General features: G+C 46.2%; 22 protein-coding genes and 1 tRNA gene. 11 read left to right on the top strand and 12 right to left on the bottom strand.

The window, feature by feature from the left end; translation table 11 throughout:
• Nucleotides 1–91 precede the first annotated feature (91 nt).
• The 3 genes from CGSMWGV1500E_RS03840 to trxA form a co-directional block, all read right to left on the bottom strand.
• Complete coding sequence (locus CGSMWGV1500E_RS03840; protein WP_004127557.1) at nucleotides 92–1,696, bottom strand: MDR family MFS transporter; 1,605 nt, start codon at nucleotides 1,694–1,696, stop codon at nucleotides 92–94.
• A 182-nt stretch (nucleotides 1,697–1,878) separates the two neighbouring features.
• Nucleotides 1,879–2,868: a G5 domain-containing protein gene (locus tag CGSMWGV1500E_RS03845; RefSeq protein ID WP_004127555.1), complete on the bottom strand. Its 990-nt coding sequence runs from the start codon at nucleotides 2,866–2,868 to the stop codon at nucleotides 1,879–1,881.
• A gap of 146 nt (nucleotides 2,869–3,014) precedes the next feature.
• Nucleotides 3,015–3,359: a thioredoxin gene (trxA, locus tag CGSMWGV1500E_RS03850; RefSeq protein ID WP_004127552.1), complete on the bottom strand. Its 345-nt coding sequence runs from the start codon at nucleotides 3,357–3,359 to the stop codon at nucleotides 3,015–3,017.
• 127 nt (nucleotides 3,360–3,486) lie between these two features.
• Between trxA and serS the strand changes: the two genes are divergently transcribed.
• The 5 genes from serS (at nucleotide 3,487) to rsmD (ending at nucleotide 8,496) form a co-directional block, all read left to right on the top strand.
• Entirely contained in the window at nucleotides 3,487–4,773 is a 1,287-nt protein-coding gene (gene serS, locus CGSMWGV1500E_RS03855; RefSeq protein ID WP_004127549.1) for a serine--tRNA ligase, read from the top strand.
• Nucleotides 4,774–4,855: 82 nt separating this feature from the next.
• Nucleotides 4,856–4,940 (top strand) — tRNA-Ser (locus CGSMWGV1500E_RS03860).
• Between the two features lie 356 nt (nucleotides 4,941–5,296).
• On the top strand, nucleotides 5,297–6,235 hold the full coding sequence (locus tag CGSMWGV1500E_RS03865; protein ID WP_004127547.1) for a nucleoside hydrolase: 939 nt from the start codon (nucleotides 5,297–5,299) through the stop codon (nucleotides 6,233–6,235).
• Between the two features lie 64 nt (nucleotides 6,236–6,299).
• Nucleotides 6,300–7,724: an MFS transporter gene (locus CGSMWGV1500E_RS03870; RefSeq protein ID WP_004127531.1), complete on the top strand. Its 1,425-nt coding sequence runs from the start codon at nucleotides 6,300–6,302 to the stop codon at nucleotides 7,722–7,724.
• Between the two features lie 187 nt (nucleotides 7,725–7,911).
• A complete protein-coding gene (gene rsmD / locus CGSMWGV1500E_RS0106045) occupies nucleotides 7,912–8,496 on the top strand; it encodes a 16S rRNA (guanine(966)-N(2))-methyltransferase RsmD (protein WP_032843445.1) in 585 nt (194 codons plus the stop codon).
• A gap of 2 nt (nucleotides 8,497–8,498) precedes the next feature.
• Here the strand turns inward: rsmD and trmD are convergent, their stop codons facing one another.
• The 7 genes from trmD to cysS all read right to left on the bottom strand — a co-directional run bounded on the left by trmD (nucleotide 8,499) and on the right by cysS (nucleotide 15,536).
• Nucleotides 8,499–9,404, bottom strand: coding sequence for a tRNA (guanosine(37)-N1)-methyltransferase TrmD (gene trmD, locus CGSMWGV1500E_RS03875; protein WP_004127523.1), 906 nt, complete (start codon nucleotides 9,402–9,404; stop codon nucleotides 8,499–8,501).
• Nucleotides 9,405–9,515: 111 nt separating this feature from the next.
• Entirely contained in the window at nucleotides 9,516–10,115 is a 600-nt protein-coding gene (gene rimM / locus CGSMWGV1500E_RS03880) for a ribosome maturation factor RimM (protein ID WP_032843442.1), read from the bottom strand.
• A 1-nt stretch (nucleotide 10,116) separates the two neighbouring features.
• Nucleotides 10,117–10,350 (bottom strand): RNA-binding protein, encoded by a 234-nt coding sequence (locus CGSMWGV1500E_RS03885; RefSeq protein ID WP_004105376.1) that lies wholly within the window; start codon nucleotides 10,348–10,350, stop codon nucleotides 10,117–10,119.
• A gap of 2 nt (nucleotides 10,351–10,352) precedes the next feature.
• The gene (gene rpsP / locus CGSMWGV1500E_RS03890; protein WP_004127517.1) at nucleotides 10,353–10,835 is read right to left on the bottom strand and encodes a 30S ribosomal protein S16; all 483 of its coding nucleotides are present in this window, start codon (nucleotides 10,833–10,835) and stop codon (nucleotides 10,353–10,355) included.
• Nucleotides 10,836–10,982: 147 nt separating this feature from the next.
• Entirely contained in the window at nucleotides 10,983–12,131 is a 1,149-nt protein-coding gene (locus CGSMWGV1500E_RS03895; protein ID WP_004127515.1) for an endonuclease/exonuclease/phosphatase family protein, read from the bottom strand.
• Nucleotides 12,128–13,807: a signal recognition particle protein gene (gene ffh, locus CGSMWGV1500E_RS03900; RefSeq protein ID WP_004127512.1), complete on the bottom strand. Its 1,680-nt coding sequence runs from the start codon at nucleotides 13,805–13,807 to the stop codon at nucleotides 12,128–12,130. The genes CGSMWGV1500E_RS03895 and ffh overlap by 4 nt, the downstream gene beginning before the upstream one ends.
• Nucleotides 13,808–13,910: 103 nt before the next feature.
• Nucleotides 13,911–15,536 (bottom strand): cysteine--tRNA ligase, encoded by a 1,626-nt coding sequence (gene cysS, locus CGSMWGV1500E_RS03905; RefSeq protein WP_004127509.1) that lies wholly within the window; start codon nucleotides 15,534–15,536, stop codon nucleotides 13,911–13,913.
• 172 nt (nucleotides 15,537–15,708) lie between these two features.
• Between cysS and CGSMWGV1500E_RS03910 the strand changes: the two genes are divergently transcribed.
• Complete coding sequence (locus CGSMWGV1500E_RS03910) at nucleotides 15,709–17,046, top strand: nicotinate phosphoribosyltransferase (RefSeq protein WP_004127506.1); 1,338 nt, start codon at nucleotides 15,709–15,711, stop codon at nucleotides 17,044–17,046.
• 79 nt (nucleotides 17,047–17,125) lie between these two features.
• On the opposite strand, the gene CGSMWGV1500E_RS03915 is transcribed toward CGSMWGV1500E_RS03910, so the two are convergent.
• Nucleotides 17,126–17,455: a DUF3039 domain-containing protein gene (locus CGSMWGV1500E_RS03915; RefSeq protein ID WP_004127503.1), complete on the bottom strand. Its 330-nt coding sequence runs from the start codon at nucleotides 17,453–17,455 to the stop codon at nucleotides 17,126–17,128.
• A 193-nt stretch (nucleotides 17,456–17,648) separates the two neighbouring features.
• Here CGSMWGV1500E_RS03915 and coaD point away from each other — a divergent pair, with 193 nt between their 5' ends.
• The 4 genes from coaD (at nucleotide 17,649) to rpmF (ending at nucleotide 20,224) form a co-directional block, all read left to right on the top strand.
• Nucleotides 17,649–18,227, top strand: a complete 579-nt coding sequence (gene coaD / locus CGSMWGV1500E_RS03920; RefSeq protein ID WP_032843440.1) for a pantetheine-phosphate adenylyltransferase — start codon at nucleotides 17,649–17,651, stop codon at nucleotides 18,225–18,227.
• Nucleotides 18,228–18,242: 15 nt separating this feature from the next.
• On the top strand, nucleotides 18,243–19,277 hold the full coding sequence (locus CGSMWGV1500E_RS03925) for a hypothetical protein (RefSeq protein WP_004127497.1): 1,035 nt from the start codon (nucleotides 18,243–18,245) through the stop codon (nucleotides 19,275–19,277).
• A complete protein-coding gene (locus tag CGSMWGV1500E_RS03930; RefSeq protein ID WP_004127494.1) occupies nucleotides 19,278–19,907 on the top strand; it encodes a YceD family protein in 630 nt (209 codons plus the stop codon). It abuts the gene before it with no gap.
• A gap of 122 nt (nucleotides 19,908–20,029) precedes the next feature.
• On the top strand, nucleotides 20,030–20,224 hold the full coding sequence (gene rpmF, locus CGSMWGV1500E_RS03935) for a 50S ribosomal protein L32 (RefSeq protein ID WP_004127492.1): 195 nt from the start codon (nucleotides 20,030–20,032) through the stop codon (nucleotides 20,222–20,224).
• A 406-nt stretch (nucleotides 20,225–20,630) separates the two neighbouring features.
• Here rpmF and rnc read toward each other — a convergent pair whose 3' ends face one another.
• Nucleotides 20,631–21,425, bottom strand: coding sequence for a ribonuclease III (gene rnc / locus CGSMWGV1500E_RS03940; RefSeq protein WP_032841708.1), 795 nt, complete (start codon nucleotides 21,423–21,425; stop codon nucleotides 20,631–20,633).
• Nucleotides 21,426–21,521: 96 nt separating this feature from the next.
• Here rnc and CGSMWGV1500E_RS03945 point away from each other — a divergent pair, with 96 nt between their 5' ends.
• A complete protein-coding gene (locus CGSMWGV1500E_RS03945) occupies nucleotides 21,522–23,582 on the top strand; it encodes an ABC-F family ATP-binding cassette domain-containing protein (RefSeq protein ID WP_004127486.1) in 2,061 nt (686 codons plus the stop codon).
• Nucleotides 23,583–23,592: the final 10 nt, after the last annotated feature.

Below are 23,592 nucleotides of genomic sequence, written 5' to 3'. Positions count from 1 at the left end.
CAGCGCAGTGGTGAGTAGTTTATGCCGCTTTTTCGGCAAAATTCGGCCAAAACTGCTCAGTCGTGAGTAGTTTATGTCGCTTGCGAGCTATTTAGTATTGATGATGCGTGTGATCGTGCATAACATCGTGATGCTCTGTTGCGTGAGGAATATGCAGAACGCGCATTCGATTAATTGCCCTGCGCGCAAGATTATGCGCTGATCCTGTTCCTTCACCTTTAACGCCAAAAATGACCAGTAGTGCCATAACAGCGGTAATAATCGCGCTAATACGTAGCGTCCACTGCACGCCAAAAATGCTGGCAGCAACATCTGCTGCGTGACCGGTGCCAGTAATAGTATGATGCCACGTTGTTAGAACCGTCATAGTAACCACTAGCACAGGAGCGCCAATCGCACCCCAAAGCTGACGCATAGTATTAGTTACTGCAGAACCATCGCCAAGCTCTTCTGGATGCAAGCAATTAAGCGACCAGGTTGTTATTGGCATAAGCAAGAACCCCATACCAATTTGGCGAGTGAATTGCCAAATAGAAATCCACCAAATCCACGTATTCATGTCAATAAGACTCATCATTACAGTGCCAAAAAGCAGAATAATAGAGCCTGCCATTGCAACTGGTCTAACTCCGAAACGATCCAGCATGCGTCCGCCAAAATATTGCGAAATAGCCATTCCAAAAGCGCCTGGAAGTAGAATCAGGCCGCTCATCGTTGCAGAAAAACCGCGGTCGGACTGAATATAAAGCGGAATAAGCACCATAATCGAGCTAAAAGCGAAGAAAGTTAAGCATGCGCAAATTGTGCCAATCATAAAGTAACGATTCTTAAGCACGCCAAGACCTAGAAGAGGTATACGCCCACTCTTCTGCGCTCGCAACTGTCTTATAACAAACCACGCAATTCCAAAAGCGCCAACGACCATAGGAGCCCAAGAAAGCGGATTCGCAATTCCACATCCTTCAATATTAGTGAAGCCGAACATAAGTCCGCCAAAACCAATAATTGAAAGGCCAACCGAGAAGAAGTCGGCGTGAGCGTTAGGATCGTGTTCTCCAAAATTATGCAGGAAAAGAACCGATAAAATCACGGAAATTATGCCGATAATCGTAAGAGAGCAGAAGATTGATCGCCATCCGTTAATATCAGTTTGCAAACCACCAATAGTAGGGCCGATTGCTGGAGCAATGCTCATTGCCATGCCAACGCTGCCCATAGCCATACCGCGGCGCGTAACAGGGAATACGGAGAAGACGGTTATTTGCAAAACAGGCCACATTACGCCTGTGCCAATCGCTTCGAGAGTGCGGCCAATAAGTGCCATCATAAAATCGTTACTTAGCCACGCAAGAACCGAGCCGATTGTAAAAAGAAGCATGGAAGTAATAACAATTTGACGCGTCGAAAATCGGCGAGTTAAGAACGCTGTAAGCGGCACCATAATTGCCATAATCAGCTGGAAAATAGAGGTTAGCCACTGGCCTGTTGTAACGCTTATGCCAAATTCTTGCACAATTGTTGGAAGAGCTGCCGTAAGTTGCAGTTGCGCAAAATTACCTATGAAGGTAATAAACGTAAGAATTGCAAGGGAAATTAGTGCGGGTTTAGTAAGACGATTATTGCGGTATGCTTCTTCTCCTGCCAAAGCATGGCTGAGATTACGGCTTTCAAAAGATAGCCAATTTGCTATTGCCACAATAAAATCCTTTTCTGTTCTAAAAGCTAAAAAACGTGTAAAACCAAGGTGCACAGTCAACGCGCTAAACAAGCGTACGTAGTAAGCTTACGCAGTCAAAGTAAAAAACCGACTTGCGAAACCGACTTGCGAAACCGACTTGTTTTAGTGCAACTTATGTTCAAAAATCAAAATTACTTAAATCAGTAGCTGCGGTAGGAGAGCCAGTGTTGATAAGCGCCCTGAATAGAACCGTAGCGGCCGTTGCAGTAATTCCAGAACCAGCGGAGCTGAGTCTGATAATTCGTGGCCCAGTCAGCGCCCGCAGAAGCCATCTTTCCACCCGGCAAAGCTTGAGGTAAGCCGTAAGCTCCAGAAGGATTCATAGCATTTACTCTCCAGCCTGATTCATGAGAAATAATGAATACTGTAGCTGTAAAGTCTGCTTCACTATAACCGTTGGAAATAAGCCAGTCGTGAGCCCATTGTTGCATTTCGCCAGCCGGAACTGTAGTTCCAATAGAAGCAGCTAATCCAAGATTTGCCGAAGTTCCACCAGTTCCAACAAGAATAACCTTGTCTTTTGGAGCTTTCTTTACGTAGGAAGCAAAAATGTTGGAAGAAACAACTTTACCTTTTGTGCGAGTAACTATTTTTGCGGTTTCCATAACACCGTCAGCGCCCTGGCTTTGCACTTTTTCAGTACCTTTAGGAAGAGCTGCTGTTTCTTTTTTCACAACGTTAAAAGCAATTGGATCGTCGGAAGTTTCGAGCTTTGCTCCGGCGCGATTAATCGTAATAACGGTTGATTCGTCAACTTTTGTGTTAAGTGAAGGCGTTACAACATCGTGCGGCTCAAGAGTAATATCACCAGCGTCTAAAACTGATTTTACGTCGGTAAAATTAGTGCCTAAAATCGTGCGATGATGTCCGTTTATAACAACGTTTATATATGAAGTTGCGCTTTTAGTGAAAACATCTCGAGCAGCGCCACGAGAAACTTGCGTGGAATCAGTTGCAGAATACGAAGTGACAGGTGCTGCGTGCTCTTTAGATGAAGTGTAAAAGCCGCGGGAAGTAAAGCCGAGTGCCACCAAAGATACGGAGCTCACAATAATCGCACCAAACTTAGCCCACTGACGTAAACTGAGCGAACTAAGCGTAACGGTATGCTTGCGGTGACTGGTGGCCATAAATCTCCCTTTGTTGAGTAAACGCAATCAAAATAAATAGCACAATCGAGAGCTTGACTGCGAATAACCAAGTTGGCAAATAACCAAAGTTATTAATATTCTAGTAGCACGTAAAGAGAAGGGCGCTATTTCAACGTTTATTAATTTCAGTCTTCTGAATCGTCGTCCGTTACAAGTTCTTTTGCTTTTGAAACTACCAACTCTAATTCGTTAGCAGTTATAGCACCTTGGTGATTCCAAACCAATCCACCATTTTTTATGACCTGAATAGTTGGAATAGAATGGATTTCTGCTTCTTCTGCTATTTGCTGATTTTCGTCAATGTCGATTTTAACAAAAGCAATATCTGGATGATTATTGCTTACAGATTCAAAAATTGGACCAAATGAACGGCACGGACCGCACCATGTTGCCCAAAAGTCAACGAAAACGATTTCGTTAGACTTAATAATAGACATAAAATCTTCCTGGCTTGCGTGAATAACTGCCATTTTTTCTCCTATCTTTAGTCTGTTTATATAAGTATACCCCATGTATTTATTGCATACTTATCTGTATATTTATCTGCATACTTGCCTGTATATTTATCTGTCGCCTTGCGGCACTAGGCTAGAGTGCATGCTTGATATTCAATTTATTCGTGAACATGCAGACGTAGTTAAGGAATCGCAGCGCAAGCGTGGTGAGTCCGTTGAACTCGTCGATGAAGTGTTGCGCAATGACGATTTGCGCCGTGATGCTCTTAAGGCTTTTGAAGCTGCTCGCGCTGAGCAGAAGGCGATTGGTAAGAAGGTTGCTTCTGCTCCTGCGGAAGAAAAGGCCGCGCTTATTGCAGAAACTAAGGAATTGGCTCAAAAGGTGGCTGAGTATAAGGTTGAATCCGAAAAAGCTACTGCCGACTACACAACCGCAATGTGGAAGCTTTCTAACATCGTTGAAGATGAGGCTCCAGAAGGCGGAGAAGACGACTACGTGGTTGTTAAGAAGGTTGGTACTCCTCGCGATTTTGCGGCTGAAGGTTTCGAGCCAAAGGATCATTTAACTCTTGGAACCGGCGTTGCTGGAATTGATATGCGTCGCGGTGTAAAGGTTGCAGGCTCTCGCTTCTACTTCTTGCGTGGCGCTGTGGCTCGCTTGCAAATCGCAATGCTTACTATGGCTGTAGACCAAGCAGAAGAGCACGGTTTTACGCTTGCGATTACGCCAACTCTTGTGCGTCCGGAAGTTATGCGTGGTACGGGCTTCTTGAATTCTCACGCGGATGAGATTTACCGTTTGCGTGAGCCGGATGATCAGTATTTGGTTGGTACTTCCGAAGTTGCTTTGGCTGGTATGCATGAGGATGAGATTCTTGACTTAAGCAACGGTGCTTTGCGATATTGCGGTTGGTCTAGCTGCTACCGCCGTGAGGCTGGTGCTGCTGGTAAGGATACTTCCGGAATTATTCGCGTGCATCAGTTCGACAAGGTTGAGATGTTCGTTTACTGCAAGCAGGAAGATTCTCGCGCCGAGCATCAGAAGTTGCTAGGTATGGAGCAGGAAATGCTGGCGAAGGTGGAAGTTCCTTACCGCATTATTGACACTGCTGCAGGCGATCTTGGTTCTTCTGCTGCTCGCAAGTTTGATTGCGAAGCTTGGGTGCCAACGCAAGGCCGCTACCGCGAGCTTACTTCTACTTCTAACTGCACGGAGTATCAGGCTCGTCGCTTGAATGTGCGCGAACGCATGGAAGATGGCGGAACTCGACCAGTAAGCACTTTGAACGGCACTTTGGCTACTACTCGCTGGCTTGTGGCTATTTTGGAAAATCATCAGCATGAAGACGGTTCGATTGATATTCCAAAGGCAATGCAGGCTTATATGGGCGGTAAGGAAGTTATTGAGCCTACGAAGTGGGAAGCGTGAGAGTCGCGTTCCACGCGTAATGATATGCTTAACCCTTGTGCGTTGAAGCGTGTTAATTGTTTATTGCGTTTCTTCGCAGATTGGATGGGTGTCCGAGCGGTCTAAGGAGACGGTCTTGAAAACCGTTGTAGGGAAACCTACCGCGAGTTCGAATCTCGCCTCATCCGCAATTAGGGTTTCTAGCAAATCGCTAGAAACCCTTTTTTCATGCCTTTTGCTTCAGATTTCTTATGATATTCCGACCGAAACTACTCAGTCGTGAGTAGTTTATGTCGCTTACGCAGGAAAATACGGCATAAACAGCACGCGCGTGAGTAGTTTATGTCGGTTTCCAGCCAGATTTCGACTTAAACAGCGCAGCGTTGAGTAGTTTATGTCGCTTTTATATTGTGCAGAAATTTTATTGCAATAAAGCGTTGTCCTGCTATACTTGTTTTTGGTCATTTGTTTACACGTATAAACAAATGTTATGTGACTTATAGTGTCGCACTTGAAAAATGAATCAGTTTACAAAGGAGTAATAATGACTTCCATAATCCTGGATTGCGATCCTGGTCATGATGATGCCATGGCTATTTTGTTAGCACTTGGCAATCCGAATATCGATTTGATTGGCGTAACAACTGTTGGCGGCAACCAAAGTCTCGAAAAAGTCACGTATAATGCGCGCGCAACGCTGGAAATGGCGCATGCTACTAATATTCCTGTGCACGCAGGCTGCGATCGCCCTATGATTCGTCCGCTGGAAGTTGCAGCTGCAGTCCACGGCGAAACAGGCTTGGATGGCGTAACTCTTCCGGAGCCAACGCGCCCGCTGGACGAAGGTCACGCTGTAAATTGGATTATTGACACGATTATGAGCCACGAGCCTGGCACAATTACGCTTGTTCCAACAGGCCCGCTTACGAATATCGCTATGGCTGTGCGTATGGAGCCGCGAATTGTGAGCCGCGTTAAGGAAGTCGTGCTTATGGGCGGCGGATACCACGTTGGAAATTGGAGCGCAGTTGCGGAGTTTAATATTAAGACGGATCCGGAAGCGGCGCACGTTGTGTTTAACGAGGCATGGCCTATTACAATGGTTGGCCTTGATTTAACGCATCAGGCTCTTTGTACGCCGGAAGCTCAAGCAAAGATTGACGCAGTTGGAACGCCTCTTGCGGCTTTTGCAAGCGGTTTGATGGACTTCTTCCGCAAGGCATACCAGAATAATCAGGACTTTATTGATCCGCCTTTGCACGATCCTTGCACGATTGCGTATTTGATTGATCACAGTGTTGTTCAAACTCGTCGCTGCCCACTTGACGTTGAAATTAAGGGTGATTTGACGCTTGGTATGACAGTTGCAGATTTGCGTGGGCCGGAGCCTTCGGCTGCGCAGTGCCATACGCAGGTTGCTACGAAGCTTGATTTTGATAAATTCTGGGATTTAATTGTCGACGCGCTTAAGCGCATTGGCTAATTGTACTAGAATTATTGCGGATATTTTTCGGATACTATTTAGAATAATTTGATACGAGGTTATTATGACTGAGGTTTCATCTCCAGCGCCTTCAATATTAGATAAAGGCGGCCGCTCAATTGTAGCGCTAATGACTGCGCTTCTTGTGGCAATTTTTGCATTCCAGCTTAACGCTTCGATGCTGTCTCCTGCATTGGCAACGATGACGAAAGAGCTTCACACAACTGATACGCAAATCGGCTTAACTCAAACGGTATTCTTTACCGCAGCAGCTTTGTTCTCGCTGTTTTTGCCGCGATTGGCTGATTTAGTTGGTCGTAAAAAGGTGCTTATTGGCATTTTAATTTCTACGATTTTAGGTTGCGTTGTGTCGGCGCTCGCTCCAGACGTGAATATTTTGATGATTGGCCGTATTTTGCAGGGTGCGTCTGGTCCTGTGGTTCCAATGTGCTTGATTATGCTGCGCGTTCGCGTGACGGAAGAAAAGCGTTACGCAAAATTGATGGCAATTTTAACTTCCGTAAACGGCGGTATTGCAGGCGTTGATGCCCTTCTTGGCGGATGGCTTGCTGGCAATTATGGATTCCGTTCCGTCTTCTGGACTATGGCCGGTATTGCTGTTGTTGCAGTTGTTATGGTTATTCTTGCTGCGGATGAATCTCACGCTGAAGAAACGCCGCGAATGGATTGGCTGGGCGTTATAACTCTTGGCATTGCGTTCTTGGCTGCTTACCTTGCAATTAATGAGATTGATAAGCTTGCTTCCGCAAACTTGACTATGATTGCAGGACTTGTGGTTGTGGCTGTTGTGTTCTTCGTCGTGTTCTGGAAGATTGAGGGCAATAGTGCAGCTCCGCTTGTTTCTACCCACTACATGAAGCAGCGTCGTACGTGGGGTCTTCTTTCTTGCACACTTTTGACTATGACTGGCGTGTTCGCTTTGATGAACGGCGTTGTGCCACAGCTTGCGCAGGATGCGAAGGCTGGTGCACATTTGGGAGCTGATGTTGTGAGCTTTGCAACGCTTACGCCTTACGCAATTATTGGATTCCTGTTCGGACCTATTGCCGGTATTTTAGCCGCAAAGTTTGGTTACCGTTTGGTGCTTCGCATTGGTATTTTGCTGAGCATGGTTGGCGTGCTTTTTGGCATTTACGTTGCTGGAGTGCCTTCTGTGTGGGCGCTTGTGGAGCTTTCGCTCGCTATGGGCGTAAGCTACGCCGGCATTGCCAACATTATGCTTAACGGACTTGGTATTGTGCTTTCTCCAAAAGATAATCCGGGTTATTTGCCAGGCATGAATGCTGGAGCGTTTAACTTGGGTGCTGGCTTGAGCTTTGCAATTCTCTACGCTGTGATGACGAATGTTGCAGGAACTAATGGTGCAACAGGCGGATACATGGCTTCGATGGTTGCGGGCATTGTGTTGCTTGCACTTGCGTTTGTTTGCTCCTTCTTGATTCCTAATCCTGAAGAAGTAAATAAGTAAGTAGGGTTGTTTTTGACTGCAAACGCCGGGGAATTTTCTCCGGCGTTTGTTGTTGGATTGGCTGGGTTATGTAACATTTGCCGTGTATTTTTCCGGCGTTTGTAGCTGGATTGGCGTTGTTTTGGAACATTTGCCGGGGGATTTTCCGGCAAATGTTTCAGTTTGAGGCTGCAGCTAAGCTGTAAGTATGCATATTATTGCCGGACGTTTCAAATCTCTGCCGCTCACTTCGGCACAATCATGTACGAGGCCGACCACGGATCGTACGAAGGAGGCAATTTTTTCGCGCCTCGATTCGTGGAATGTTATGGAAGATGCTCGCGTTCTTGATTTATTCGCCGGCACAGGTGCGTTAGGAGTTGAGGCGCTATCTCGTGGCGCGCATGAGCTTGTGTCTGTTGAAGCAAATTCGCAAGCAGCGGCTCTTATACTTCGTACGTTGAAAGTACTGCAGAGTTCAAAGTCTTGGGATAGTGCGCTTTCGATGCGTGTGGTTCGCAAGCGCGCGGAGCAGTTCGTTGCGGATTATAGTGGGGAAGCGTTTGAGTTGGTGTTTATTGATCCGCCATATGCTTACGAAACTGCGGATTGTGAAAGTTTATTGGCTTCGATGATTGCGAGCGGTGTTGCTAGCGTTGCGGCGGATACGTTGATTGTGCTTGAGCGTAGCGCGCGTAGCGTTTTGCCGGCGATTCCTGAAGGTTGGGAGCTGTTTGATACGCGCAATTACGGCGAAACTTCTGTTTTGTTTATTCAGCCTTCTCGCGACTAATCTTATTTTCCATCGTTTTTGCGTGGATGTTCACCTGAAACTTCCCATCCGAGAGCCATGAGTGTTTTTCGATCCGCTTTATCTAGTTTGTGGCAGTCAAGTTGCTTAATTAAATCCGGTCGAATCTCGCTAGTTCTAGAAAGTGCCTCATCGCGGCGGAATCTGTCTACCTTCGCATGGTTTCCGGAAGTTAGTACTTCCGGAACGCTTATACCGCGCCAAGTAGTTGGACGCGTGTATTGATGGTGTTCCAAAAGCGCGTCCGCACCAGTATATGACTCTTCAACAATCGACTCAGGATTTCCCATAAACCCTGGAATTAGGCGCGTAATCGCCTCAAGCATAACGCTTACTGCCACTTCGCCGCCGTTAAGCACGTAATCGCCAATCGAATATTCGCGCACGTCAACGCCTTGCGCGCGGTAATATTCTGGAATTCTAGCGTCGTAGCCTTCGTATCTGCCGCATCCAAATACCAAATGATTTGCGTGACTTAGTTCCGTTGCATCTTTTTGCGTAAATAGTGGGGCAGAAGGGTTTGGGAAAATAAGAATTGGTTTAATTGTGTCTATTTTATTCGGAGCGATTTGTGCCTCTTTGCCAGTATCGACAGTATCGACAGTATCGACAGTATCGCAAGTATCGCAAGTATCGCAAGTATTTTTTACTTCAGATTTTGGCAAGTTAAGTAGCTCGTCTAAGCATTCAGCCCAAACTTCAGGCTTCATAACCATACCAGCGCCGCCGCCAACAGGAGTATCGTCAACTGACTGATGTACATCGTGAGTCCACTTTCGCAAATTGTGTGCGTGAATCTTAAGCAAGCCGTTATTTTGAGCCTTGCCGAGCAAACTCAAATCGAGCATTTGAAAATACTCTGGGAATACGGAAACAATATCGATGTCCATCATAATTTACTCTACTATGAAAACTACAAAAACTAGGAGAATTATACAAACTACAAAACTACGAAAGCTACGAAAGCTACGAAAGCTACGGAAGCTACGAAACTACGAAAGTTACGAAAGTCCTGGAATTAAGCCGCCTGGAGGATCAATAGTTAAATACCCTTCATTAACATTAACCTCCGGCACAAGCGCTTCAACAAATGGCACAAGCGCAGTCTTATTATCGTCGTCAATCGGATTATTTAAGCGGATTTTTAACAGAGATTGTGCGCCGTCGAGCACATCCACAACTTTTCCAATAGTTCTAGATGGCAAACCAAGCTGATTTTCCTCGCAAAGTCGCGCTTGTAACCCAACTAAATCCTTAATATACCAAGCATTTTCGGCGGCAAGCTCTTGCGCATCTTCCGCAGGCACATACAATTCAATGCCATTAAGAGCTTCAGCGTCGTTGCGATTTTGTGATTCTTCGAATAGTAAAATCCAACGATTTTTGAACGTCCTTGCGTTCTCAATAACAAACTCGCGCGTGCCGTCGGCAGTGCATAACACGTTTCCAGGTTCGAAACGTTCGTAAGGTTCGTCGGTAAAGACTTGTACAGTCACTTCGCCTTTTAAACCTTGGGCTTTTCCGATACGACAAACCCTCAGCAGGTCATTACGACTTTGCTGAGGGTTGTCAAAAGATTGTTGGTCTAAGGCCACGTTCATCTCACTTACGTACGTCCATAATGTCTACGCGCACATTGTGATTGCTTAAGGCTTGCACAACAATGCGAATAGCATTAGCAGTACGACCGTTTCGGCCGATTACACGGCCAATGTCTTCAGGATTCACGCGTACGCGCAGCAGTTCGCCGCGAGCGTTTTCGTGAGAACGCACCGACACATCATCTGGAAAATCCACGATGTTTTTAATGAGATGTTCCACAGCTTGAGCCAGCATGATTACTCAGCCTTTTCCTCGGCTTCGGCAGCTTCAGCGGCCTCTGCTGGTGCTTCAGCTGGAGCTTCTTCAGCTTCGTTTGCAGCAGCTTCTGCTGCAGCCTGAGCCTTAGCAGCGGCTTCAGACTTAGCAGCCTTCAACTTCTGAGCTTCAGCTTCAACAGCCTCAACGCGAGCCTGTGCATCTGGGCCAGCTTCGGAAGTCTTCAAAGTACCTTCAGCACCGTCAAGACCCTTGAACTTCTGCCAGTCGCCGGTAATCTTCAAAAGCTTCAACACTGGTTCGGTTGGCTGTGCGCCAACGCCAAGCCAGTACTGTGCGCGCTCAGAATCAATCTGAATCATAGATGGCTGCTTGTTCGGATCGTAAACGCCGATCTCTTCAATGGACTTGCCGTTGCGCTTGTTGCGCGAATCAGAAATGACTACGCGGTAGAAGGCATAGAACTTCTTGCCGAGTCGCTTAAGACGAATCTTGGTTGCCAAAATGGCTCTCCTTATAACTAGAGTCGTGGAATTTCGTTCGGGTGTGGGGCACTCCTTGCGAGCTTCCACATGTTCCTCACGTGGTCGGGAAGAGGGCGCCGATTCACGCGAATAACTTATCCATTATGCCTGCGCGCTTGGACGTTTTTATTCCAGCGTATATAGGGCGATTGATGCGATGTATGCAAGGTGATCAGTGCCGTCTATTACGGCGTTTTTTTGCTGCACAGCTTTGGCGCGTAAGTTTTTTGAGCAAAATAGAACGTGATCAAGAGTAAGATTCGGCCATTTAAGCCAGGTTGGCCAGGTTCTAAGTCGTTTCCCAAGCGAAATTGCAGAATCTGAGAATCCAGCTTTTATAAGCGTTCTAAAGCTAGGATGGTCAATTGCGGAGTTCAAATCTCCTGTAAGAATTGTAAGAGTCGATAAATCGCAAGTCTCTGTAGTACTTGTAGTTTTTACAGATGTGTAAGTTTCTGCAATATTTGTACTTTTTGTACTTTTTGTACTTTCCGTACTTTTTGAAATTTTCACAAGATTTGCCAGCGCGCGGATTCCCTCGCTCCAAGCTTTGCACCCGCGCATAGGCGACTTTGGGTGTGCGGAAGCAAAGTTTACGAAAACGTTTGTAGACGCAGAAAAATCTAATCGAGTAGTAATGCTCGGCACGCTTGCTGCCTCAATTTTGACAGCATTATTGCAAGTGGAAATTGCGGAATATTGTGTAAAAATCGCGTTGAATCCGCCGTTATTGTGCTCGCTTTGAGCACCTACGCAAGAAGTCGGAAAAATTTTGTAAATACCGAGTTTTTCAAGATTTTTTACTAAGGATTCGCTTAATTCTTGTAAAAGTAACGTATTTACGTTGTATTTTTTCGCAGTTTCGATTATTTGAGCAGCATTCGCTTTTCCGTATCTGCAATTTAGCGTCATTACGCGGATTTCTTTGTAATTTTCCGGCTTTTGTTTTCGCTCTTTTCGCAACCTTCCAAACCAGTACGGCGTATATGACTTAAGTGAAATCAAAAATAGTACAGCGTACGCAATGCATAAATATGCGTAAGATTGAGCGAAATTATACGATTGTGTTACTTTTGACGCATAAAAATAATTCCACAAACTCGCGCCTAAGCTAACAAAAAACAGCGCTCCAACAACATAAGTTGCAATCGGCAGAAGCGCAATAATATACGGAAGTGGGTTATATTTATCCGCGCCAGCAGGCAGCCATCGAAGTAGCTGCCACAAAAGAAGCGCCGAAAATATAACCCACAGAACCGCTAATACGAAACTCATTTTCCGAATAAGCCTGCTAACCCGCCGCCAAAGTTAGGTGGAAGTTGATTATCTTGATTTGAATTTTCAGAATTCATAAGCTCTTGTAAGCCTTCAGGAAGATTCTGCAGATTTGGCTGCTGTGGTTTTGCAAAAGCGGAGCCAGCAACGTCGTTACTTTCGCTTCCGGAAGATTCTCCAGAAAGTCGCTCACGTAGCGCGCGCTCCTCGGCTTCGCGGCGCATTGGATTTCCAGACTTTCCGCCCTTCTTCTTCGACTTTTTATCCTTGCGCTTCGACTTTCCGCCAGGTCCGCCAAATCCAGGAATGCCGCCCATTCCAGGCATTCCAGCGCCGCCACTCATACGCTTCATCATCTTGGCGGCCTGTTCAAAGCGTTGCAAAAGCGCGTTAACCTTAGAAACACTCACGCCTGCACCGGCAGCAATACGTGCGCGGCGAGATCCGTCAATAATCTTCGTGTCCCTTCGCTCAGCCGGAGTCATAGAGCGAATAATTGCCTCAGTGCGGTCGATTTCTTTATCGTCAAACTGCTCAAGCTCATGGCGGTGAGCGGCCATTCCTGGCATCATTCCCAAAAGCTTCTTCATTGAACCAAGCTTACGAACCTGCTGAAGCTGCTCCAAAAAGTCGTCTAAACCAAAGCTTCCTTCAGCAATCTTTTCGGCAGCCTTGCGCGATTCTTCCTCGTCGAACTGCTTCTGAGCATGCTCAATAAGCGTTAAAATATCGCCCATATCTAGGATTCTGGAAGCCATTCGGTCCGGATGGAAAATCTCAAAATCCTTCAAACCTTCGCCTGTAGAAGCGAACAAAATTGGTTTTCCAGTAACGCTTGCTACTGAAAGTGCAGCACCGCCTCGAGCATCGCCGTCGAGCTTAGAAAGCACAACGCCAGTAAAGTTAACGCCGTCGTTAAAAGCCTGAGCTGTGCGAACAGCGTCCTGACCAATCATCGCGTCAATAACAAACAGAACTTCCTGAGGATTTACAGCATCGCGAATATTGCGCGCCTGCTTCATAAGTTCTTCGTCAACACCCAAACGACCTGCAGTATCAATAATCACAGTGTCGTACATTTTTTCGCGCGCATAATCAATAGAATCGCGAGCAACTTTAACAGGATCGCCTTTAGTAAACCATGGCAAAGAAATTGCATTTCCGCCATTTTGTACGCCCTTTTCAGGCGCAAAAACAGGAACTCCCGCGCGTTCGCCAACAACCTGCAGCTGCGTAACAGCGTTAGGACGTTGCAAATCCGCAGCCACAAGCAAAGGAGTGTGGCCGGAATCTTTAAGCCAGTAGCCAAGTTTTCCGGCAAGAGTAGTCTTACCAGCGCCTTGCAAACCTGCAAGCATAATCACAGTAGGCGGGTATTTCGCAAAATTAAGTGGCCTATCAACTCCAGAGCCAAGCACTTTAGTCAACTCGTCGTTAACAATTTTCACAACTTGCTGAGCAGGGTTAAGCGCTTTAGACACTTCTTCGCCAAGAGCGCGCTCGCGAATCTGCGCTGTAAAGGAGCGTACAACTTCGAGAGCAACGTCGGCGTCAAGAAGCGCACGGCGAATCTCGCGGATTGTGCCGTCAATATCCGATTCTGAAAGCTTGCCTTTACTGCGCAAATGCTTGAAAGCACTAGAAAGGCGGTCTGTTAACGAACTAAATGCTGCCATAATTTTCCTATTCTACCCGCTGTTACTAACGTTGTGTAGCTGTGTGGTCGTGTAGCTGTGTATTTGTATATCTGTGTAGTTTCGTGGTTGTTTGGTTGCTGTTTTACTGCAAATGCCACGAAGATCCTTTAGCGCCGTCTTCAATTACGATTCCGGCATTATTTAGCGCATCTCTAATTGCGTCTGCTGTAGAAAAATCTTTTGCCTTTCTAGCATCTGCTCTAGCCTGAAGCTGCAAAGCGATTAAAGCGTCCAAAGCTGCGCATTCCTTACTGCTTTCTCCGTTTGCTCCGGTTGCAGAAGATTTATTTGCGTTAGAAGCCCAAGGGTCTGCATAAGGATCCAATCCAAGCGCGTCTAGCATAGCGCGCACTTGTAAAACGGCTGTATATAGCAATTTTTGTGTGCTACTGTTTTGTGCTTGTGCACAGTCGTCAAGAATTGCATTACCCTGACGGATTGCTGTAAATATTGCTGCGTTTGCGCCAGAGACGTTAATGTCGTCGTTCATTGCGCGCGTAAAATCTTCCGGAAGTGAGTCTGCATCTACAGATTGCACTTCTTCTCGCGTTGGAGTTGTTTCAAGCAATCTGCCGGCTCGCTCAAGGAAGTTTGTAATGCGATCGTAAGCAGATTTTGCTTCTACCAAAGCCTGGTCAGACCATTCCAACATTGCGCGGTATTGCACGGCTCCAAGTGCGTAACGCACAACCCAAGCTGAATTATTCGCCAAAACAACTGGTACGGAGAGGCCATTTCCTAAAGATTTAGACATTTTTTCACCTTTGGCTGTAACCCACGCGGAATGCATCCACACATTCGCGCTTTTCCAGCCTGCGGCAGTTGTTTGTGCCATCTCGTTTTCGTGATGAGGGAATCGCAAATCCAATCCGCCGCCGTGAATATCAAAATCGTCACCAAGATAGCGGTGGCTCATAGCCGAGCATTCAATATGCCAACCTGGGCGTCCTTCGCCAAAAGGTGTTTTCCAGCGCGCATCCGGCTGGTCGAAATCGCAAGGAGCTTTCCAAAGTGCAAAATCCCTAGGGTCGTGCTTGTCTGGAGAAGCATCTGCGGGGTCTGTTGGATTGTAAATATCGTTTCCTGTTGAGTCAACACTTGGGCCTTTTTTGTCTGCTATTACGGCAGCTTCATCACCATCGATTTCATTGTGATTTTGATTTTGGTGCGTAAGCTCGCCGTAATGCTCCCAGCTTGGCACGTCAAAATAAACATTGCCGGTAGGATTTCCCGAATCGTCTTTAATAACGTAAGCGTGACCGCGTTCAATTAAGCGCTCAATCAGCTCAACCATATCCGTAATATGGCCGGTAGCGCGCGGCTCAACTGTTGGTGGCAAAACTCCTAAAGTGTTATACGATTCAGTAAATTCGCGCTCGTAAATGTATGCGCGCTCCCACCAAGTTTGTCCGGCTTCGCTGGCTTTTTTCATGATTTTATCGTCAATATCTGTGACGTTTCTAACAAACGTAACTTTGTATCCTAAGCGCAACATCCATCGTCGGACTATGTCAAAAGCGATTGCCGCGCGAATGTGACCAATATGCGGCGAGCTTTGCACTGTAGCGCCGCAAACATACATGCCAACTTGCCCAGGTTTTACAGGATTAAACACGCTTGTTTTGTGTGAAGCAGTGTTGTATAAGCGCAAGTTTTTAGCGGCTTTACTAAGTTTTGTAGTCTCTTCATTCAAAGTCTTATTAAGCATAATTGATATTATAAATGCTTCTTTATACTCATGTTGACTTTTAGAAGTTGCATTTCGTGCCCCGGCTCTTTAGTTAGCGATACAATTATTGCGATTTGGTTTTAGATTTAGCTTTATTGAACCAATCTATTACCTAGCTGTTTTTATTTTGTTCGTTACTGAAAGGAATATCATGGCTGAGATTTCATCTGCTCTTATGACGGACATGTATGAATACACTATGCTTGACGCTGCTCTTAAGGACGGCACTGCAAATCGTAAGTGCGTTTTTGAAATTTTTACTCGCCATTTGCCTCAGGGTCGTCGCTATGGCGTTGTTGCCGGAACGGGTCGCATTTTGGAAGAGCTGCAAAAATTCCATCTTTCGGAAGATGATTTGCGTTTCTTAAGTGATCGTAAAATTGTTAGCGCCGAAACTATTAAATGGCTGGAAAATTTCCGGTTTAGCGGTAAAATTTCCGGTTATCGTGAGGGGGAGATGTTCTTCCCGAATTCGCCAATTTTGCAGGTAGAAGGCACTTTTGGTGAGTGTACTTTGCTTGAAACTTTGCTGCTTTCCGTTCTTAATTACGATTGCGCGGTTGCGTCTGCCGCAGCTCGCATGGTTTCTGCTTCCGCAGGACGTCCTTGCATGGATATGGGCGGCCGTCGTACGAACGAATATTCTGCAGTTGCTGCGTCTCGCGCCGCGGTAATTGGCGGTTTTAAGGGAACTGCAAACCTGCTTGCGGCAAAACTTTACGGATTGAAGGCAATTGGTACCGCGGCTCACTGCTTCACTCTTGTTCATGACACTGAGCGTGACGCTTTTACTTCTCAAATTGCAGCTCTTGGCAAGGGCACTACGCTTCTTGTTGACACCTACAATATTGAGGAAGCTGTAAAAACAGCCGTGGAAGTTGCGGGACCCGAACTCGGTGGAATTCGTATTGATTCTGGAGATTTGTGCGCTTTGGCTCGTCGCGTTAGAAATCAGCTTGACGAGTTGGGTGCGAAGAACACAAAGATTACAGTGACGAATGATTTGGACGAGTATGCTTTGGCTTCCTTACAAACCGCTCCTGTGGATTCTTACGGAATTGGCACAATGCTTGTAACCGGCTCTGGCGCTCCTACTTGCGCAATGGTTTATAAGCTTACTGAGCGCGAAGGAGCGGACGGTGTAATGCAGCCTGTTGCTAAGAGGTCTAAGAATAAAGCGACTGTGCCTGGACGTAAGTTGGCGTATCGTTCATACGATTACAGCAGTGATTCTTGCGGCGTGGCAGATTGCGAACGCGTGATTTCCGGTTCGGAAGTTGCACTCGCTCAGTTTAAGCCTGAGGATTCGTGGGAGAATCTACTGGTTGATTACATGGTTGATGGTGAAGCTGACGAACAGTTTATGGGTCACGATGCGATTATGCGTGCCCAGGATTATTGTGCTTCTGCTTTGAGCCGATTGCCGTTGGCTGCGCAAAGTTTGATGCGTGGAGATCCTGCAATACCTACTGAAGTACGCGTTTTATAAATTGCGCATTTGCGAAAAGCAGCTTAGCAGCAGAGTTTGCTAGTAGTTTGCTAGTAGCGTTTACTAGTAGCGCTGATTGCTAGAAGTTGAGCCTGCCCATTTCGTCATAAATGCGCTTGCACTCAGGGCATACCGGATAGTCGTTTGCTTCGTGGCGAGGAATCCACACTTTTCCGCATAACGCAACTACCGGTCGCCCTGTTAAGCGCGACTCTTCAACGCGATCTTTAGAAACGTAGTGTGCAAATCGGTCTGCATTTCCGCCGTCGTCTAAACGAGCATCTTCATCTACTTCCGGACGCTCAAGTACGGAAGTAGATGTACCTGAACCGGAATCTGGATTAGAGGACTGCGAATCGGCTTCCATAATTGCATTAAGTGTGTTATCTGCTAATAACGTTGAAAGCATTGCGCATCCCTTTCTATAATCATGTCTGACTAAATCTAATAAAATCAAACCTAATCAAACTAAATTCAATCAGACTCAATCAAACGTCAGTATTAACTAGCATAAAGCATTATTGCAACAAACGCACGAAAACTTCCGCACTGTATTGTTGTATGCGTTTCACTATGAGCTATGTGGGTGATAATCTAAAAGCATGACTATAGCTGTGTGCCCCGGCTCGTATGATCCAGTCACTGCCGGCCATTTAGACGTAATACAACGCTGTACGCATCTATTTGATGAAGTACACGTGCTTGTTGCGGTGAACGCCGCAAAAACACCGTTGTTTTCAGAGTCTGAGCGTGTGCAGATTATTCGCGAAGCTGTGAAAAATTTGCGTAATACGCATAGTAATTGCGCTGATACTAGCGCTGATACTTGTTCCTGCAATAACGCAGGAAAAATAGTTGTTTCCTCAACAACAGGCTTAATCACCGACTATTGCAAAAAAGTAGGTGCAACGGCAATCGTCAAAGGCTTGCGTCAAAACGGCGACTATGAAGCTGAACTTGGAATGGCTTTAGTGAATCGCAAATTAGCTGGAATTGAAACGCTTTTCTTGCCGGCAGATCCAATACTTGAGCATGTTTCAAGCTCCGTAGTTAAAGACGTTGCGCGTCACGGAGGAAATGTTACTGGCATGGTTCCAGATAACGTAATACCCTTATTACAAAAGCTTTTTGCTGAACAATCGTCAGATCAAAGCAATAATTCAGTCACGCTGAACAATTGAGACAGGAGAGTAGAAATGACAAATAAAGATGAACTTAACACTGAAACCTCTGGATTATCCAGCATTGTGAGCGAGCAAGCAGAGGAAAATCGCGCTGAAGATAACGCAAAACTGCCGCTTCATCCTATTCTTGCCGACGAAGAAGATGCACAAGATGAGGTTATAAATACAACAGCTGCTGAAGAGCAGAATCTTCCTAAAGGTGATTTACTGGTTGATTTAGATGCTGATAACACAGAAACTTCATCTGTTGCAGCAGTTGGAAATGTTTCTGATGCGAATGATGTTCGTGACGTTGCAGCAGATAAGGCAAGTGAAGATAAAAGTGACAAAAAAGCTTCTGCAGCATCGGCATTTTCTGCTTTTCCTCTACCGGATTTGCGAGAGCGTGAAGACGGTGGTGCAATAGATTTTGAAGAAGATGAAGCTCCTTTAGTTACGCAAACAACTAAAGTAAGTGACGAAGTACGTTCAAAGAGTCGTGCAGAATTTACTACTGTTTACGACATTATTGACTCCATGGAAACAACTCTTTCGGAAGCAAAAAATGTGTTATTTGCTGCTGGAATGGTAAAAATTGATCGCGACGAATTTGTTGATCAGTTAGCTCGTTTGAAAGATATGCTTCCAGTTCAGTTGGAACGCGCGTCTGCATTAATGCGTGAAGCGGAACGACGCTTGCGCACGGCTCAAGCTCAAGCAAATTCCATTGTTTCTTCTGCTCAGTCGCAGTCTGCAGAAATTATTGAAGAAGCTCAGGAGCGTGCGCAATTCTTGGCAGGTCAAGAAAACGTTACAGCTTTGGCAAAGCAGAAAGCTCGCGATATTCTCGATACTGCTCAAGCTAAGTCAGACAAGCTTACCCAGGGAGCAGATCAGTATTGCGCGAATGTTATGGAAGGCTTAAAGACGCAGCTCGATAAGTTGGAACAAGACGTGCAAGCTGGCCGCAGAGTGTTAGAAGAGCGACGCAGGTCTGCAAAGCGAGCACAAGACGAGATTAAAGAATCTTTATACGATAATAACGACGAAGACGAAAGGAATGATTAAATGACTTCGCATCCTTCCCAATCACCATGGGCTATTCCAGTAGCGCAAATGGCTGCGCGCGCTGGTAGCAGCATGGCGTTACACCGCGTATTTCCAGCTCCGGAAGGCATTGGAGATTACGTTATTGGTGTAAAGCCAGGCAGCGATGTGCATGTTGATGGTGACTTTGATGCTGTTGTTGACGGCCTAATGTTCCAGGGAAGTATTACAGCTCCAGTGCACGCAGAGTGTACGCGCTGCTTGATGCCGCTTCGTCGTGATTGGAAAGTAGATGTGTGCGTTTTCTTCCCTTATGTAGATGAGCGCTCGCAACATGCGGATAATCGCAAGAACCGCAAAGATGTTGACGAAGACGAATCTCAAATTTGGGAAGATAATGACGAGTCGGGAAACGTGTATCCGCTGGTTGGCGGCGGCGATTTTGCTGATATTGAGGCGCTTATTCGCGACACTATGGTAAGCGAGCTTCCTTTGCAGCCGTTGTGCGAGCCAGATTGCCGCGGACTTTGCCCGCAGTGTGGCGAAAATCTTAACGAGCATCCGGAGCATCACCACGATGTTACGGATATTCGATTCGCAGCTTTGGAAGGATTAAAAGCGCAACTTGAGAATGCTGAAAAACGGCATTAATTTTACTCGCGTGAGCAGTTTATGTCGCGCTAGATTGTGAGCAAATTACGCAATTGTACGGTGCGTGCTGTAATATACAGAACGCTTAAGCTCAATCGTTTGAACGAAATAGAGGAAAAACTATGGCACTGCCTAAATACAAGACCTCGCGTGCTAATACGCATTCGCGTCGCGCTAATTGGAAGGCGTCTGCCGTGCAGACTGTGACTTGCCCGAACTGCGGTTCTGAGGCATTCCCACACATGGCTTGCCCATCCTGCGGAACCTTCCGCGGTCGTGTGTACCGCGAAGCTATTCGCTCGGCGCACAACAACTAGGTTGTATTGAAAAAACCCTGCCATCGACGGGTGGCAGGGTTTTCTTTTTTCTTTCGTATTGTTTTAGTTTATATGGCTGTGAGGTTGGGTGTTGCTTGTCTCGCAGCGCTACGCTCTTATACCTTATTTGGACTTAGCGGTTGCATAGTTAAGTTTAGTTTTTTAGTTACTTTCTTTCAAAAATAGTTATTTATCAAAAAGATATTGCTATCGCTCCGCTTTTGTATTGCTCGACCAAGCAACACCCAACCTCACTACTCAGAAAATGATTAGTGTTTTTTTGTTGTGTGGTAGTCATTTCGGTGTAGCGATAGCAAAGCAATAATGCTAGTGTTCTTTGATTGATAGTCGCTTATCGTATTCGAAGTATCGATGACAAAGTTCGCAGATCAGGTAAAGTTCGTAGTTACTTACGCGCGTCGAGCGCGTGCCAAGCGACTTCTGCAGCCGCAAGTTGCGCTTTACGTTTGCTAGATCCGCTTCCAACGCCAAGAACTTCGTCGCCGTCCTTGTGTGCAAGAACTGCTCGCGCCTCAAAAACTGGAGCATATTCAGGTCCAGAAACAGCCATACGATACTCCGGATCTTCCAATCCCATATCGTGCGCCTTAACCGTAAGTGAAGTCTTCCAATCAAGTGCTGGACCTTCGGTCAAAACTTCCGCCAAAGTGTCATCAATCAAACGATGTACCACAGCGCGCGCCTCATCAATACCGTGCTCAACAAAAGTTGCGCCAATAAGCGCCTCAACAATATCGCAAAGAATCGAATCTTTATTATTTCCGCCCTGCTCCATTTCGCCGCGGCCGAGCAGAATATATGGTCCAACATGCAGCTTTTCGCGCGCAACAGCAGAAAGCGCCCATTCAGACACAGCTTTCGCTCGCATCTTCGCAAGTTGACCTTCAGTCATGTCTGGATGCGCAGAAAATAGCGTTTCTGTAGATACGAGCTCTAAAACAGCATCTCCCAAAAACTCAAGTCGCTCATAATTTCGCGTACCTGGATGCTCGTGCGAAAACGAGCGATGCGTAAGCGCTTCTACCAAAAGATCCGGCGAAATAGTTGTGCCTAAAGCGTCTAAAAGCTCCTGAGTTGGATCCCCAGCGCGGGCCTCGCCGTCGTCTAATCTTAAAACTCCACTTGCTTTATGCGCACTCTTCGTATCGTGCTGATTTTCTTGATTATTTTGAGTCTTCATAACAGCACTATTATAGTCCACATTGCCAACACGCACGCTTTTAGATTAAGTTAGATTAAATCTGTTCGTAGAAGTCTGCAGCTATATTTGTGCATTATGCCTACGTATGATTTGGGATTAGAACGAGTTTCGCTAGAGTTTGCTACAAAAACGATTTTTACAGACGTAACTCAAGGCGTTTTTGAAGGCGACAGAATCGGTATTGTTGGTCGAAATGGCGACGGAAAGTCAACGCTGCTTCGCATGCTTGCCGGCAAAATGCAGCCTGATTCCGGGCGCGTAACTAAGCGCGGAGGGCTTACTTTTGGCATGCTCGACCAGCGCGATCCTTTAGATGACAACGCAACTGTGCGTAAGGCTGCTTTGGAAAATCGCGAAGATTACGAGTGGGCTGCAGACCCGCGCTCGCGCGAAATCGTAGAAGCTCTTCTTGGCGGAATCAATTTGGAAGCAAAAGTTGGTACGCTTTCTGGCGGTCAGCGCAGGCGAGCTGATTTGGCAAGATTGCTTCTTCATGACTGGGATATTTTGGCTTTAGATGAGCCTACGAACCATTTGGATGTTGTGACAATTCACTGGCTTGCTGAGCACCTGCTCCACCGTTGGCAAGACGGCCAGGGTGCGCTTTTGATTGTGACTCACGATCGCTGGTTCTTAGATGAGGTTTGCACTTCGATGTGGGAAGTTCACGACGGCGTAATAGATCCGTTTGAAGGCGGCTACAGCGCGTACATGCTTCAGCGAGTTGAAAGGGAGCGTCAGGCTGATGTGCGCGAGGAGCGTCGCAGAAATTTGGCCAGAAAAGAGTTGGCATGGCTTTCACGCGGTGCTCGTGCGCGTTCTACTAAGCAGAAGTTCCACGTAAAGCAGGCTCGCGAGCTTATTGCAGACGTGCCTCCAATGCGAGATACTTTGGAATTGAAGAAAATGGCAACTTCGCGTCTTGGCAAGCAAGTTGTTGATTTGATTGATGTTACGCAAATTTTTGACGATGCTAATCAGCTAAAAAATATTGATCCAGATATTGCAGAAAGTGCTGCTACTTCAGAAAAATCAAATAAAGTTGACATTGTAGAATCTGCTTTTGCGCAACCAACTCACGTAGGAAGCGTTACGATTGCAGTCGACGAAAATCAAGAAAATCTTTCTGAAGAAAATCCGGAAACTGCTGCAGCAGAACGAAAAACTATTACCGGCCGCATGATTCTCGACGATGCAACATGGCTAATCGGCCCTGGAGATCGTTTTGGAATTGTTGGCGCAAACGGTGCCGGAAAATCAACGCTATTAAGCATTATTGACGGCTCGCTAAAACCTACTATGGGGCGCGTAAACATTGGCAAAACTGTAAAATTTGCTGTGCTTTCGCAGCGCCTTGAAGAGCTTGAAAAGCTTGGAAAATATAAGGTTAAGGAAGTTTTAAGCCGCTATAAACCAAGCTACATTATTGACGGGAAAGAAGTTACTCCCGGTCAGCTTATGGAGCGTCTTGGTTTTAAGCCTGAGCAGCTTATGACTCCGATTGCGGATCTTTCGGGCGGTCAAAAAAGGCGTATGCAGCTACTGCTGATTTTGCTAGATGAGCCAAATGTGCTGATTATGGACGAGCCTGGTAATGATTTAGATACCGACATGCTGGCTGTTATGGAAGATTTGCTTGATACTTGGCCTGGCACGCTTATTGTTGTTTCGCACGATCGCTACTTGCTTGAGCGCGTAACTGATCAGCAGTTTGCGCTGATTGATGGCAAAATTCGTCATCTTCCGGGTGGCGTAGATGAGTATTTGCAAATTGTAGAAAAATTGCAACGCGATCACGAAAATAGTAGTGGTACTACTGGTACTGTTGGCGCTTCAAGTACTGCGAATGCTTCGAGTGCTGCAAATTCTACAACTAAAGAAAGTTCAGAAAGTACAGTAATTGAGCCCAAACTTACCGGCAAAGCCTATCACGATGCCACAAGACGCGTGGCAGCAATTGAGCGAAAACTTGCAAAACTTGAAGATCAAAAATCAAATATTGAGTCTCAAATGGCTTCTCACGATCCGAGTGACTTCGTAGGTCTTCAAGCTCTTAACGAAGAATTGCAGCAGAATGCGCAAGAAACTAGTGATCTTGAAGAAGAGTGGATGGAACTTTCTGAGCAGCTGCAGTGATTAGAAGATA

The sequence above is a fragment of the Gardnerella vaginalis 1500E genome, assembly GCF_000263595.1.
Classification (GTDB): domain Bacteria; phylum Actinomycetota; class Actinomycetes; order Actinomycetales; family Bifidobacteriaceae; genus Bifidobacterium; species Bifidobacterium vaginale_E.
The sequence above is the reverse complement of the archived record's forward strand: the minus strand, read 5'-3'. Positions and strand labels throughout refer to the sequence as shown.

Coding starts and splice junctions, on each gene's coding strand:
- rimM (WP_032843442.1), bottom strand. CDS start 10,115: ATGAACGTGGCCTTAGACCAACAATCTTTTGACAACCCTCAGCAAAGT.
- CGSMWGV1500E_RS03870 (WP_004127531.1), top strand. CDS start 6,300: ATGACTGAGGTTTCATCTCCAGCGCCTTCAATATTAGATAAAGGCGGC.
- CGSMWGV1500E_RS03925 (WP_004127497.1), top strand. CDS start 18,243: ATGACAAATAAAGATGAACTTAACACTGAAACCTCTGGATTATCCAGC.
- coaD (WP_032843440.1), top strand. CDS start 17,649: ATGACTATAGCTGTGTGCCCCGGCTCGTATGATCCAGTCACTGCCGGC.
- rnc (WP_032841708.1), bottom strand. CDS start 21,425: ATGAAGACTCAAAATAATCAAGAAAATCAGCACGATACGAAGAGTGCG.
- CGSMWGV1500E_RS03910 (WP_004127506.1), top strand. CDS start 15,709: ATGGCTGAGATTTCATCTGCTCTTATGACGGACATGTATGAATACACT.
- rsmD (WP_032843445.1), top strand. CDS start 7,912: ATGCATATTATTGCCGGACGTTTCAAATCTCTGCCGCTCACTTCGGCA.
- trmD (WP_004127523.1), bottom strand. CDS start 9,404: ATGGACATCGATATTGTTTCCGTATTCCCAGAGTATTTTCAAATGCTC.
- CGSMWGV1500E_RS03945 (WP_004127486.1), top strand. CDS start 21,522: ATGCCTACGTATGATTTGGGATTAGAACGAGTTTCGCTAGAGTTTGCT.
- CGSMWGV1500E_RS03930 (WP_004127494.1), top strand. CDS start 19,278: ATGACTTCGCATCCTTCCCAATCACCATGGGCTATTCCAGTAGCGCAA.
- CGSMWGV1500E_RS03865 (WP_004127547.1), top strand. CDS start 5,297: ATGACTTCCATAATCCTGGATTGCGATCCTGGTCATGATGATGCCATG.
- CGSMWGV1500E_RS03915 (WP_004127503.1), bottom strand. CDS start 17,455: ATGCTTTCAACGTTATTAGCAGATAACACACTTAATGCAATTATGGAA.
- trxA (WP_004127552.1), bottom strand. CDS start 3,359: ATGGCAGTTATTCACGCAAGCCAGGAAGATTTTATGTCTATTATTAAG.
- rpmF (WP_004127492.1), top strand. CDS start 20,030: ATGGCACTGCCTAAATACAAGACCTCGCGTGCTAATACGCATTCGCGT.
- CGSMWGV1500E_RS03845 (WP_004127555.1), bottom strand. CDS start 2,868: ATGGCCACCAGTCACCGCAAGCATACCGTTACGCTTAGTTCGCTCAGT.
- cysS (WP_004127509.1), bottom strand. CDS start 15,536: ATGCTTAATAAGACTTTGAATGAAGAGACTACAAAACTTAGTAAAGCC.
- ffh (WP_004127512.1), bottom strand. CDS start 13,807: ATGGCAGCATTTAGTTCGTTAACAGACCGCCTTTCTAGTGCTTTCAAG.
- CGSMWGV1500E_RS03885 (WP_004105376.1), bottom strand. CDS start 10,350: ATGCTGGCTCAAGCTGTGGAACATCTCATTAAAAACATCGTGGATTTT.
- serS (WP_004127549.1), top strand. CDS start 3,487: ATGCTTGATATTCAATTTATTCGTGAACATGCAGACGTAGTTAAGGAA.
- CGSMWGV1500E_RS03895 (WP_004127515.1), bottom strand. CDS start 12,131: ATGAGTTTCGTATTAGCGGTTCTGTGGGTTATATTTTCGGCGCTTCTT.